Genomic DNA, 12,845 nt, shown 5'->3' on the forward strand with positions numbered 1-12,845 from the left:
TGGACACAGACCCTGTGTGTTCGAGGTTAGAACATGGATTTCAAGTACGTACCAAGCACCTGCCCCTACTGTGGCAACGGGTGCGGTGTCAACCTTGTCGTTGCTGACGGCAGGTTCGTGGGGATCTCCCCGTGGCACCGGAACCCGGTCAACGAGGGAAAGGTCTGTATCCGCGGGAACAAGTCCTACGAGTTCGTCAACAGCCCCGCCCGGCTCACCACGCCCCTCATCAAGAAGGGCGACAAGCTTGAGGAAGCAAGCTGGGAAGACGCGTACAAGGAGATCGCAAACGCGTTCAAATCCGTCAAGGGCGACGCAATCGGTGTAGTCGCATCTGCACGGAACAGCAACGAGGACTCCTTTGTCTTAAAGAACTTCGCAGCAAACGTGCTCAAGACTGCAAACATCGATTACTGCGGCCGCCGCTGCAATGCCGATGCGGTCAAGGGCCTTGCCGATGCCTTTGGTAACGGTGCAACCACAAACTCTCTTGCTGACCTTTCCCAGGCAAAGGCAATCCTTGTTGTGGGAAGCAACCCTCTCGAGGAGAACCCGCTTGCCGGCCGCCAGATCATCCTTGCCAAGCAGAACGGTGCCAAGATCATTGTTGCCGATGCACGCAAAACGGCAACTGCACGGCTTGCCGACCTCCACATTGCCTGCAACCCGGGCACCGGTGTAGCAATCGTCAACGGTATCATCACCGAGATTGTGAAGGCAGGAAAGGAGAACAAGGACTACATCGCAAAGCACACAAAAGACTTTGAAAAGGCAAAGGCGGCAGCAGCATCCTGCACCCCCGACGCGGTCGCAAAAGCTGCCGGCATCAGTGCTGCGGATGTCACGAAAGCTGCCGAGATCTTTGCTGCAGCACAGCCCGCAGCGGTCGTTACCTCTGCAGGTGCAGGCTCAGGCGATCTGATCCGGGCGGTTGCAAACCTCCAGCTCGTAACCGGAAACGTGGGCAAAGCCGGCGCAGGTGTCAACCTCCTCCGCGGCAAGTCCAATGCCCAGGGTGCAGCCGATGTTGGTGCAGTCCCCGGTGAGGGTGGCCTTACCGTCCCCGCCATGATCGAGGCGGCAGCAGCCGGCAAGATCAAGGCACTCTACGTTGTAGGCGAGAACATCGCCATCGCTTCCGCAGGCGCGAATGTTGCCGAGGCCCTCGGCAAGCTTGATATCCTCGTTGTCCAGGACATGTTCCTGACCGAAACCGCCGCCAGGGCAAACGTAGTTCTTCCCTCTGCCTCCTTTGCAGAGCGCGACGGAACCGTCACCAACGCCGAGCGCCGCGTCCAGCGGGTCCGCAAGGCAATCGAACCGGTTGGCAGCGCAAAGGCAGACTGGGAGATCACCAGTGGGATCGCAAAGGCCATGGGCCATGAGAAGGACTTCGCGTTCAAGGATGCCGAGGCAGTCTTTAACGAGATCGCAAAGGCTGTTCCCTCTTACGCAGGTATCACCTATGCGGCACTCGAGAAGCCCGAGGCAATCCAGTGGCCGGCAGCCGGCGGCAAGTTCGGAACCGCAGTTCTCTATGCCGACAAGTTTGCCACCAAGGATGGCAAGGCTGCATTTGCCGCAGTCGAGTACAAGGCCCCCGAAGCAGCCGGCGCCGAGTACCCGCTTGCTGTAGCAACGGTCTGGCCCATGGGCACACTCTCTCTCAACTCCGCGTCCATCACCCGCGAGTGGCCTGAACCGACGGTGCAGATCAATCATGATGATGCAAAGGCTCTTGGTGTCCTTGACGGTTCCCGCGTGAAGGTCACCTGCAAGGCAGGTGTCGTCGAGATTACCGCAGCCGTCACCAAGAATATCAAGAAGGGTGTTGTTGCGATGACCGTCCCCGCGGGCATCATGACTGTAAAGATCGAGAAAACCGCAGGAGGGAACTAACCATGACAAAGAAAGGCGATATGCTCTACGCGTGGACCAACGACGCAGAGATCCAGAAGAAAGCCGAACTGGGTGGCGCAGTCACCTCGCTGTGGAAGCACGCGCTTGAGTCCAAGACCGTTGATGCGGTGCTGGTCATCTCCAAGGGTAAGGACCTGTACGATGCAAAGCCGACCCTTGTTACCGATCCGGCGCAGCTGGCAAACACAGCAGGTTCACTCCACTGCGGTACGCTCCTCCTGCCAAAACTCATCAAGAAGTACTTCGGCGGTGCAGAGACCATGAAGATCGGGGTCACCGTCAAGGGTTGCGATGCGATGGCATTCTACGAACTGGCCAAGCGCAAGCAGATCAACCTGGACAATATCTTTATGATCGGCGTCAACTGTGGTGGGTCGGTAAGCCCGGTCCTTGCACGGAAGATGATTGCCGACAAGTACGAAGTGGACCCGGACACCGTCCACAAGGAAGAGATCGACAAGGGCCAGTTCATCATCGAGTACGAGGGTGGACACAAGGGTATCACGGTCGACGAGCTCGAAGAGCACGGCTACGGCCGCCGGTCCAACTGCCGCCGCTGCAAGATGAAGGTCCCCCGCCAGGCAGACCTTGCCTGCGGTAACTGGGGTGTTATCGGCCCCCGTGCCGGAAAGGCAACCTTTGTCGAGGTCTGCTCCGAGAAAGGCGCAAACCTCGTGGACAGCGCAGTGAAAAAGGGCATCCTTGCTACCGAGGCACCCAACCCCAAGGGGCTTGAGATCCGCGGTAAAGTCGAGGGTGCCATGATCAAGCTCGGCGAGAAGTGGCGAGGCAAGGACTTTACCGGTCTTGGCGAAGGCAAGGACCGGTTAAAGAAGATCATGACCGAGACCTCGCGCTGCATCAAGTGCTACTCGTGCATCTCTGCCTGCCCGATCTGCTACTGCGTTGACTGCACGACAAAGAACCCGGTCTATGTCAAGTCGGGCACAGTCCCGCCGGACTTCATGTTCCACCTCATCCGCTTTGCCCACATTGCAGACTCCTGCGTGAACTGCGGCCAGTGCCAGGAACTCTGTCCGTCAGAGATCCCCAACGCGCTCTTCATGCACGCCCAGCAGGTCGAGCTTGAGAAGATGTTCGGTCATGTGCCCGGGGTTTCCATGGAACTGCCGCTCCACGCGTTTGTCGAGGAGAGGTCAGAGCGTGCCCGTCTTTCAAACACCGGCAGCGACATGATCTACGAGAACGTGTTCAACCCGGTCCCGAAGAAATAATCTTTTCCTTTTTTAGCATACCTGTCTGAATTTTTTTTTAAATCAGGGTGGCACCCGACAAAAAACGCCACTCCTGCAAAAAACATATTCCCTGATATGCTGCCCGGTTTCTGCAAAAGAAAAGATAATCCTTGCGTTTCCTTCCTGTGAGAAAAATCCCTGAAAATTTAATACCCGGTTACCCCCACAGTAATTCATGCTTTCCGGAGCCGGTTCCATGGCACGGATCGGGATTGCCCTTTTCCTTGCAGCCCTGCTTATTTTTGTTGCGGGCTGCACCGGGTCATCCCCGCCACCGGCCCCCCAGATACGGGCATACACCCCACAGACAACGATCCTTATAGGGAGTACCAGCGTTAATCCGCAGGTCCTTACTGTGGAAAAGGGCGTAACCGTTACATGGCTCAATATCGATATGGGGTTGCACACGGTTGCTTCCGATGAGGGGGATCCCGACTCTTTTGTGTCCTATCCGCTGTCAACGAACGATGAGTTCCAGTGGACATTTACCCTGCCGGGAACGTACGGCTACCACTGCACGGATAATCCCAACATAAAAGGGACGATCATCGTAAGTTCCTGATCCGGAATCCCTTCTGGAGCGGGCAGTTCCCTTGGGCAAAAGATGCAATAAGCCCGGGACCGGATACGTTCTGAAATTTACCTTCCTCTCCTTTTTTACACCAACAAAACGGATCGTGGTCATCGCCAAAGTGGCGGGTCCCTGCTCTTTTACTCAGAAGATAACGCGCCTGACCCGCGATTTTTATGGGATATGTTCTTCAGTACGCCTGCCCGCAGGAAGGGCACAGCAACCGGCCGGCAAAGTCGCAGATGATATGTTTCCAGGATTTATATGCCGTAAATCCCGGGGTGATTCAGATTTTGAAACACCGGGTGGGATTTATCTGTTCAGCGGCTTTAGACTGTGTGATCGATTATGCCAGAGAATGCAAATACCGGTACTCCCGGGAATGTATCCCGGGATTCAAGGGCCTACCCGATGGAGCGGGATGGCGAGGTTACTTCTTCGCTCTACCTTGTGCAGCTTACCTGTCCCCAGTGCGGAAAATCAACACTTCATGCAGAATTCCCGGATCACTATGAAGCCTGGATCAAATGTTCGTCATGCGGTTTTTTTATGGGGATGAGTCACGACGAATGGCACAGTATGGAAAACAGTCCCAATCTTAATGAAAAAATAAAAAAGATGGCAAGAAAAAAGAAAATTCTGGAATTGTAACGAAATTTGCCATCGAACTGCATATTGACCCGGGAGATTTCTATTGCAGGGTAAACGGAGGATAGGAGTCTGTGACAGGTAGTCCGATATCTCCGGGTACGGCAGCGGATTTGTCCGGACCTGGTCAGGCCCCCATGACAGGATTGACCGGTGCAGAGGTAACTGACCTTCGGGGCCGGTACGGCTTCAATGATCTTCCTGAAGAAAAGAAACACCCGCTGCTCAAATTCCTGTCCTATTTCTGGGGCCCGATCCCGTGGATGATCGAGGCAGCCGCCATCCTGTCGGCAGCAATTGCGAACTGGGAAGATTTTGCGGTCATTCTGCTCCTCCTGATGACCAATGCGGTTGTGGGATTTCTCCAGGAGAGAAAAGCAGAGAACGCAATCGAACTCTTAAAAAAGCAGCTTGCACCCAATGCCCGCGTGATCCGGGATGGGACCTGGCAGGAGATCCCGGCCCGCGAACTCGTGCCCGGAGATAGTGTCCATATCCGGCTCGGGGACATTGTACCGGCAGATGCCCTGCTGGGAAACGGGAAATACCTCCTGCTTGATGAATCGGCACTGACAGGTGAATCCCTTCCGGTAGAAAAGAAACCGGGGGACACGGTTTATTCCGGGTCCATCGTCCGCCAGGGCGAGATGGATGCAACGGTCACCACCATAGGAGGAAACACCTTTTTTGGCAAGACCGCCCGGCTTGTCCAGGTAAAATCCCCACGAAGCCATTTCAAGGCCGCCATAGAACGGATCGGGAACTACCTCATTATCCTTGCAGTCGTGCTGGTCAGCATCATTTTTATCATCGCGCTTTTACGGTCTGAATCATTAGTAGACACACTCCAGTTCGCCCTCATCCTTGTCGTAGCAGCAATTCCTGCAGCACTACCTGCTGTAATGACGGTCACCCTTGCCGTCGGGGCAGTGGCGCTGGCAAAAAAAGAGGCGATTGTCAGCAGGCTTTCTGCCATAGAAGAGATGGCTGGAATGGATATCCTCTGCTCGGATAAGACCGGGACAATCACGCAGAATTCCATCAGTATCGGAGAGATCAGGACGTTTCCCGGGGTTTCGGAACAGGATGTCATTATCGCTGCGGCACTGGCCTCAAAAAAAGAGAGCAATGATCCTATCGATAGGGCGATCATCGAAAAAGCCGGATCTGCCACCACTTCCGGAGAGCCTGGTACCCAGGGGTACGAGGTTATCGATTTTGTGCCGTTCGACCCGGACTCAAAGTATGCAAAGGCGAAGATCAGGAACGCCGGTGGAACCGTAATGGAAGTGGCAAAGGGCGCTCCCCAGGCAATTGCCTCTCTTGCCGGGACAGAAGCGGTACTTGCTCAAACGCTGGACGGCTGGATTACGGCGTTTGCCGAAAAAGGGTACCGGGCGCTTGGTGTTGGACGGACAACACCTGACGGTACATGGCAGTATCTTGGCCTGATCGGGCTGTTCGATCCGCCCCGCGAGGATGCGGCGGCCACGATCGCCGAGGCACAAAAACATGGCGTGAACGTGAAAATGGTGACCGGGGATCATGTCGCCATTGCAAAGGAGATCGCCGGGAAGGTGGGCCTTGGCCGGAACATCCTTCCCCGGACTGCGCTAACTGCAGGTGACGGGGACGAGTCCCGGAAACAGATGGAGGCTGCCGACGGGTTTGCCCAGGTCCTCCCTGAAGATAAGTTCCGGATTGTGAAAATCCTCCAGGCAGGCGATCATATTGTCGGGATGACCGGGGACGGCGTGAATGACGCGCCGGCACTCCGGGAGGCTGATGCCGGTATTGCGGTCGCCGGTGCAACGGATGCTGCAAAATCTGCTGCTGATATCGTACTTACCAAACCCGGGCTCTCGGTCATCATCGATGCGATTGAGCGGAGCCGTGAGATATTCCGGCGGATGGAAAATTATGCAGTCTACCGTATCGCAGAGACCGTCAGGGTCCTGATATTCCTGACTCTTTGTATTGTGCTCCTTAATTTTTACCCGGTTACCGCACTCATGCTGGTCGTGCTTGCAATCCTCAATGACCTCCCCATTATGATGATAGCCTTTGATAATGCGCCGGTCGCAGCGAAGCCCGTGCGATGGCAGATGAACCGCATCCTGACCCTCGCATCAATCCTTGGGATCCTCGGTGTTGTCTCAAGTTTTATCCTTCTCTGGGTAGCACGGGAATATTTCCATCTTGATGCCGGTGTCATCCAGACGCTCATTTTCCTCAAGCTGGCAGTCGCGGGCCATATGACGATTTACCTTGCCCGTACCGGCCAGCAGCATTTCTGGGAACGGCCGTTGCCGGCGTTCGCTCTTTTTAGTACTGCAGAACTTACGCAGGTGGGTGCAACACTTATTGCGATCTATGGTGTTTTCGTCATGACGCCCATCGGGTGGTCGCTAGCCCTCATCGTCTGGGGCTACGCACTGGTATGGTTTGTGATCAACGACCAGGTTAAGGTACTGTTGTTCAGGAAAATCCATCCCTATTCATAATCCGGTTTTAATGGCCGGTTTACCCGGGTCCCGGTGTGCCGCAAATACGCCGGTCTCGAAAAATGCCGGGCAAAGAATCATCCGGGAAAATTCCCCGGCCCTTAATAAGAATCCTGAAATAGAATCGGGAGAAAAAGTAAAAAAACCGCAGAATCCATGAAATATTCTCTCCCCTCCGGCCTCACACCGACAAAACGGACTATCATCATCGCCATAGTGGTCGGTGTTATTGCCGGTTTTGGCTCCCTTATCTTTTATGAGGGGCTCAAATGGGGAATCGCATTCTTCATGGGGTATATCCTGCAGTATGTTTACCCGCAGGAAGGCCAGAGCGCTGCTGTGATCAGCCAGTGGTCCGATCCGCATTCGCTCTTCCTCCTGATTCCCATCCTCCTGTTCGGGAGTCTCCTGACCGGCATCCTCATCACCCGGTTTGCTCCCGAGACTGAAGGACATGGCACCGATGCAGCGATCAAGGCATTCCATGGAACCGGCAGGATACGTAAAAGGGTCCCGATCCTCAAAGCTGTCACGGCAATTCTCACCATCTCAACCGGAGGAAGTGCAGGAAGGGAAGGGCCGTCAGCCCAGATTTCGGCAGGTTTTGGATCCGTTGTTGCAGATATGCTGGGACTCTCCCCAAAAGAGAGAAGAATTGCGCTTACGACCGGCATAGGAGCCGGGATCGGGACTATATTCAAGGCACCGCTTGGCGGTGCAGTGCTTGCAGCAGAAGTCCTCTACACCCGGGACTTCGAATCCGACGCGATTATTCCGGCATTTCTTGCATCGGTGATCGGTTATGCGATCTTCGGGTTCTTCGAAGGATACGCGCCCATCTTTTCGCTCGGTCCGATCTCGTGGACGGTCGTACAGATTCCCTTCTTCCTCCTGCTCGGGATTCTGTGTGCGGCTTTTGGACTCCTTTACATTTTTGTTTTTTACTCGAGCCGCGATTGGTTTGCCGCCCAGTTCAAACGATATAATCTTCCCCCGTACTTAAAGCCGGTTTCGGGAGCGCTTATCCTTGGCATTCTGGTCACGGCACTTGCGCTCATCTCCCCCGAGGCAGAAACGCTTGGTCTTTCCGCTCTTGGTTCCGGTTATGGTTTTGACCAGCTCATGTTGTATTCCCTGCTCCCGCTTGCCGTCCTCCTGCTGATGCCGTTTGTCAAGATCCTCGCGACGTCCCTTACCCTTGGCTCAGGAGGAAGCGGGGGGGTTTTTGGCCCGGGGCTGACTATCGGTGCGTCAGTCGGGGCAGCGCTTGGTATTATCCTGCACCTGTTTTTCCCGGTGTATGTACCTCTGGAAACGATCCCCGTGTTTATTGTTGTCGGCATGATCTCCCTCTTTGGGGCGGTGGCAAATGCGCCCATTGCGGTGCTGATCATGGTTGTCGAGATGGTCGGGAGTATCACGATCCTGATACCGGCCATGGCCGCAGTTGCAGTTTCGCACCTGCTGACCGGAGAGAAGACCATCTTCCACGACCAGGTGCCAACGAAAGCACAGTCCGGCGCCCACCGGGGGGAATATGACCGGGAAACCCTTGAAGGGATCTTTGTCCGGGACGCGATGACCCCGCGTGAAGCGGTTATCACGCTCTCCCCCTCAGATGAGCCGGAAAAGGTTATCGATCTCATGGCAAAGACCGGTCATACCGGTTTTCCCATTGTCGAAGACGGCCACCTTGTCGGGATCATCACCAACCGGGATGTGAGCGCCATCCGTGCTGCAGAAAAAACGTGCCCGACCATACGCGAGATCATGACATTCAAGCCATTTGTCATCCATCCGGACGATACCCTTGAAGATGCCCTTGCGATCATTGTCGGCCATGACTTTGATCACCTTCCGGTTGTCCGAAAGGAAACCCCGGATATGCTTGTGGGCTTTCTTACCCGGTCCGATGTCCTGAGAACCTACGTTCAGGCAGACTATCTGGCAGAATGCAAAAAGGAGGAATGTGTGTTGCCCGCCAAAACTCCCTGAGCCGTGCCGGTTTTCCGCCCGGCCACGCAAGGGAGAGACCGGTATTTTTCTTTTCGGGAATTAGAGCAAAATAAAAAAAATTTATTCCGGAGTCTTTCTAATCATCCGGACATTCTGGAGCGTGACCTGCCCGTGCTCCACAAATCTTTCGATATCCGGGAGAATGGCCATGATCTTCTCCTGGGTGTCCACAACCTCAAGGGTTACGGGAAGGTCAAGCGAGAGCCTGAGCACGTCTACCGTGTGGATAACGTTCTCGTGGCCGAAACCCGCCATGCCCCGCAGGACCGTGCAGCCGTGAAATCCTTTCGCCTTGAAATAATCCACCAGGTACTTGTACGCCGGCCGTCCTTCGATTGTTGTTGATTCTGCGATGTAGATCTTGAGTAAAATTCCATCCATAAGCATACTCCGTTCCACCCCCGTCACAGGGCTGCCCACCCGCCGCAGGCCAGGTATCCTGCGGTCACAGCGAGGAGGCCCCCCCCGATACTTACCGCAGTATATGTGAGAAGGGTGCGATAATCATGATCCTCCATCATCCTGAAGGTCTCGTACGAAAAGGTCGAAAATGTGGTAAACCCGCCAAGGCCACCGGTGCAGATGAGATAGTACAGGTCCCCGCTCACCTGCGAAAAGGTGAGGAGCGAGAGCGCAAAACTCCCGGTAATATTCACAAGCAGCGTTCCCGCAGGGATGCCCCGTAAAGGCTGGATCCGGGAGAGAACAAACCGGAGCACCGACCCGGTGGCGCCACCGATCCCGACAAGGATGATCGGCTCCATATCAGCCAAACCTCCCGTGCAGGATCACAAGACGCCCGCACCAGACCGCAGCAAAACCAAGGATAAGGGTTGCCGCAAGGTTTGCCACGCCCATGACCGGCCCGGCAGAAAAAGACTGGACCGTAAGGGCCGAGAACGTAGTAAACGACCCGATGATTCCGACCGCACAGAACTGTCGCGTTGTCCGTGAGAACCGTCCCAGGTACATGGACTCGTACATGAAGATGCCCAAAAAGAAGCAGCCGATTGTGTTCACCGCAAGCGTGCCGGCAAGCGGGAAGACGAGCACGGTATCGGTCAGGTACCGGAGCACGGCGCCGATAAACCCGCCAATAGCCACTGCGGCAAATGGCATCCATTCCGCGGTGTCTACCATGCCGGGCCCTCCCGGATCAGCGCTGGGAGGTATTTACCGGTCCGGCCGCCAGAACGGTACGTACCGGTGCCGGCAACGGTGCAGGATAAGAGCGCCTTCTTCAGGCTGTACAGCGACAACGGCCACTTCCCCCAAACATTGATCCCCGGTAGAAGTCATCAGTCACGATACGTGGCGGTTGGAGGCGGACTTCATCGCCGTTAAAAAAAGTGTGTGCTCATGGTAGTTGAAGGTAACGCCAGGTAAGGAGAAGGGACCACGTGCTCACGGGCAGGGCACGTGTCAGAAAGAAAACTATTTGTGACACCAACCGTCATCTCTGATCTGTCAGGGGCGATGAAGTCCGCCGTAACCGCCTTACCCTAAAGGCTGATGACTTCTGTTTTATGCGGGGATTCACGTCTGATCCCACAAACCCGGGCCCGGCTTGTGGTTTTCTTTCGTGATGTGACCGACAGGCCGTTAAATAGTGCATCTGGAAAAAAAACACCGGAGGAAAACAGGATGGACTCATCGCTACAATCGATCCCTGCCCGGGAGTTTCCCGACTCCCGAAGCAACCCTGCCATTGAAGGAGAAATTATGATCCGTGATACTGTGCGGGCAGTGGATCCGTCCGGGGCATCGACCGGGAAAAACCAGGCAGTCGGGTTCCGGGACCGCTTATCATGACGCCCGGTGCCGCCCCGTCAAACGACTATCTCGCAAAGCACCTCCGGGTCACCTGCCAGTACATTGACCGGCTTCTTGGCGAGATCGAAGGTGTCCTCTACGAATCCTCATCACGAACCGCATTTCCGGAGTACGTCATGGACATTACCCCGGTGCAGCAGAAGATGATCGAGGATTATATCGCACGCATCCGTACCCGTCTTGTCCAGGTCATGGAAGGGCAGGGTATGATCAGCAACCCGCCGGGCATCCCGGTCTCGCGGGCTGTCCACAGCAGGCTGTTTACCATCGATGTTGCTGCCGAAGAACTCAAACCGCAATACATGATGGGGTTTGGCGATATCCCCGACACTACTGCAACAGAACTCAATGGCATTGCAGGCGAGTTGCAGGCGCTTGTCTCGCGTCTCGGCCAGTACCTTGAGAGAGGATCCGGGCAGGATTTCCAGGATCGGTTGCAGCGGCTGGAAGCGGCCGGTAATGATCTTGCCCTTCTCTCACGGATCGAAATGGTAGTCGCAAAAAGGGGACTGGTGGAATTTCGGGGAACGATCGATTCGATCCTCGACCGGGCCGAGGACCGGAGTTTTGAGATCGCGGTCTTCGGGCGTGTCAGCTCCGGCAAGTCGTCGCTCCTTAACGCCATCATCGGAACTGACGTGCTCCCCGTGGGCGTGACCCCGGTTACCGCCGTCCCCACCCGCATTATCCACGGGAAAGATCCATCCCTCACGGTATCGTTTGCCGATGCACCGGCAAGAACGTTTGAAACCCGGCAGCTTGCAGAGTTTGCTACCGAACAGCACAACCCCAATAACATAAAGCATGTGACACGTGTCACGGTAACCATCCCGGTATCGCGCCTTTTTGAAGGGGTTTCGTTTGTGGATACGCCGGGTCTTGGTTCCCTTGCAACAGGAGGTGCTGCCGAGACCCGGGCCTACCTGCCCCGGTGCGATCTCGGGGTGGTCCTGATCGATGCAGGGTCCACGCTGACCGAAGAAGACGTGCGGACCATCCGGACATTGCAGGAAGCTGCCATTCCCGCACATATCCTGCTCAGTAAAGCAGATCTCCTCGACCGGCCGGATTGCGAAAAGACCCTCGGGTACATCAGGCAGCACATAGCCTCAGAGACCGGCCTTGACCTGCCGGTTTACCCGGTCAGTGTCTATCCCTCGCACCAAAAGCTGCTCGACCGGTGGTTTGAAAAGGAGATCGTCCCGGTTATGAACCATGCGCAGGATCTCCGTGCTGCATCGTTACAGAGGAAGATTGGTGCGCTGCGGGAATCGCTTGCGTATTCCCTGAAAAACCAGATCCGGAGGAGCCGGCACGCACCTGCGGGAAATGCAGAATCTACCCGGGATGTCGAGATCCGGTTGCGAAGGGCAACCGGTCTTATTGTCGAGACCGGTAAAGCCTGCCGGGAAAAGGCGGAAGCGATGAACGGGAAGGTTTTTGGAACCTGGATCGCAGGTGCTGCAGTCGCCACCAGCGAAGGGCATGAGGGCGCTGACGGAAAAATTTCCGACAAAGATGCGGTCCGCACCGCTGTTCTCCAGACCGTGCAGGCAGGGGTAAATGATATCCAGAGCCGGATCGAAACCCTTGCCACAAGCCTGCAGGACGAACTGGTAAAAAGCGCCTTGGACCTCTCCATTGCCGATGTGCCCGGCGATAAGGAATTCCTCTCGCTTATCCGGGATATGCCGTCTTTTGATCCGGAAACAATCAAGGTCACGGTGCCCCCCTACGCACTCACCGCAATGCTCGGGACGCACCTGGGAGAAAAACTGGTATCCGGGAAGCTCCACCGGCTGTTCGACGAATCGTTCGGACTGGTCATTGCCGGTTATTTCAGGCTCCTCAAGGAATGGTCAAGCCAGGTGACGTACCAGATGGGCCGGAAATTCGAGACCTATGCCGAACGATACCGGGCACAGGCAGTACAATCTCCCGGGGGCCGGGAGCTGACGGCGGATGAGGTGAACGCTATTGAGAAGGATCTCAGGGATCTTGGGGAAAATGCGTAAAGAACGCAAGCAGCGCAGGGTTTCGGAAGGCTCCTGTTTTGTCTTTGCAGGCCTCATCCGAAGGATCATATCCGGCGCCAGG

At 55.7% G+C, this 12,845-nt stretch carries 9 protein-coding genes and 2 riboswitches; of the genes, 6 read left to right on the forward strand and 3 right to left on the reverse strand.

Going from position 1 to position 12,845, the window contains the following annotated elements; genetic code table 11:
* Window positions 1-33 precede the first annotated feature (33 nt).
* The 5 genes from MBOO_RS04835 to MBOO_RS04860 all read left to right on the forward strand — a co-directional run bounded on the left by MBOO_RS04835 (window position 34) and on the right by MBOO_RS04860 (window position 8,894).
* On the forward strand, window positions 34-1,899 hold the full coding sequence (locus tag MBOO_RS04835) for a molybdopterin oxidoreductase family protein (RefSeq protein ID WP_012106466.1): 1,866 nt from the start codon (window positions 34-36) through the stop codon (window positions 1,897-1,899).
* Between the two features lie 2 nt (window positions 1,900-1,901).
* Complete coding sequence (locus MBOO_RS04840; RefSeq protein WP_012106467.1) at window positions 1,902-3,155, forward strand: Coenzyme F420 hydrogenase/dehydrogenase, beta subunit C-terminal domain; 1,254 nt, start codon at window positions 1,902-1,904, stop codon at window positions 3,153-3,155.
* A gap of 196 nt (window positions 3,156-3,351) precedes the next feature.
* A complete protein-coding gene (locus MBOO_RS04845) occupies window positions 3,352-3,738 on the forward strand; it encodes a cupredoxin domain-containing protein (RefSeq protein ID WP_052291894.1) in 387 nt (128 codons plus the stop codon).
* 794 nt (window positions 3,739-4,532) lie between these two features.
* The gene (locus MBOO_RS04855; RefSeq protein WP_157677598.1) at window positions 4,533-6,899 is read left to right on the forward strand and encodes a plasma-membrane proton-efflux P-type ATPase; all 2,367 of its coding nucleotides are present in this window, start codon (window positions 4,533-4,535) and stop codon (window positions 6,897-6,899) included.
* A gap of 156 nt (window positions 6,900-7,055) precedes the next feature.
* Entirely contained in the window at window positions 7,056-8,894 is a 1,839-nt protein-coding gene (locus MBOO_RS04860; RefSeq protein WP_012106471.1) for a chloride channel protein, read from the forward strand.
* Between the two features lie 81 nt (window positions 8,895-8,975).
* Here MBOO_RS04860 and MBOO_RS04865 read toward each other — a convergent pair whose 3' ends face one another.
* Genes MBOO_RS04865 through MBOO_RS04875 form a run of 3 tightly spaced genes read right to left on the reverse strand, consistent with a single transcriptional unit; the run spans window position 8,976 to window position 10,055 of the window.
* Window positions 8,976-9,296: a DUF190 domain-containing protein gene (locus MBOO_RS04865; RefSeq protein ID WP_232385631.1), complete on the reverse strand. Its 321-nt coding sequence runs from the start codon at window positions 9,294-9,296 to the stop codon at window positions 8,976-8,978.
* Between the two features lie 23 nt (window positions 9,297-9,319).
* Window positions 9,320-9,679 carry a fluoride efflux transporter FluC gene (locus MBOO_RS04870; protein ID WP_012106473.1) on the reverse strand — a complete coding sequence of 120 codons (360 nt, stop codon included), beginning with the start codon at window positions 9,677-9,679 and terminating at the stop codon, window positions 9,320-9,322.
* A gap of 1 nt (window position 9,680) precedes the next feature.
* Complete coding sequence (locus tag MBOO_RS04875) at window positions 9,681-10,055, reverse strand: CrcB family protein (RefSeq protein ID WP_012106474.1); 375 nt, start codon at window positions 10,053-10,055, stop codon at window positions 9,681-9,683.
* 142 nt (window positions 10,056-10,197) lie between these two features.
* Window positions 10,198-10,263: riboswitch (Fluoride riboswitch) on the reverse strand.
* A gap of 115 nt (window positions 10,264-10,378) precedes the next feature.
* Window positions 10,379-10,444, forward strand: a riboswitch (Fluoride riboswitch).
* Window positions 10,445-10,723: 279 nt separating this feature from the next.
* Between MBOO_RS04875 and MBOO_RS04880 the strand changes: the two genes are divergently transcribed.
* The gene (locus MBOO_RS04880; protein WP_012106476.1) at window positions 10,724-12,763 is read left to right on the forward strand and encodes a dynamin family protein; all 2,040 of its coding nucleotides are present in this window, start codon (window positions 10,724-10,726) and stop codon (window positions 12,761-12,763) included.
* The last annotated feature ends 82 nt before the right edge of the window (window positions 12,764-12,845 follow it).

Source organism: Methanoregula boonei 6A8 (genome assembly GCF_000017625.1).
Taxonomy (GTDB): domain Archaea; phylum Halobacteriota; class Methanomicrobia; order Methanomicrobiales; family Methanospirillaceae; genus Methanoregula; species Methanoregula boonei.